The 232-nt window shown below is 71.1% G+C and carries 1 protein-coding gene; it reads right to left on the reverse strand.

The genetic code is table 11. From position 1 onward, the window contains the following. The coding region (locus tag IO20_RS0134375) for a MerR family DNA-binding transcriptional regulator (RefSeq protein ID WP_030554239.1) at positions 1-200 on the reverse strand (200 nt) is incomplete at its 3' end. Positions 201-232: the final 32 nt, after the last annotated feature.

Raw genomic sequence — 232 nt, forward strand, 5'->3', positions numbered from 1 at the left:
CGGGCGCGGGCGGCGATGCGCAGCTGGTAGCGGGAGTAGCGGCGGTGGCCGCCCTCCGAGCGCAGCGGGGTGATCAGGCGGGCTTCGCCGATGGCACGGAGGAAGCTCTGGCTCGTGCCGAGCATTTCGGCGGCCCGGCCCATCGTGAAGGCGGGGTAGTCGTCGTCGTCGAGACGGCCGTACGAGTCGTCTGCTGTCATTTGCACCTCTCTCGGGAACGCGTGGAGGGGCC

The organism is Streptomyces exfoliatus (assembly GCF_000725545.1).
Lineage (GTDB): Bacteria > Actinomycetota > Actinomycetes > Streptomycetales > Streptomycetaceae > Streptomyces > Streptomyces exfoliatus.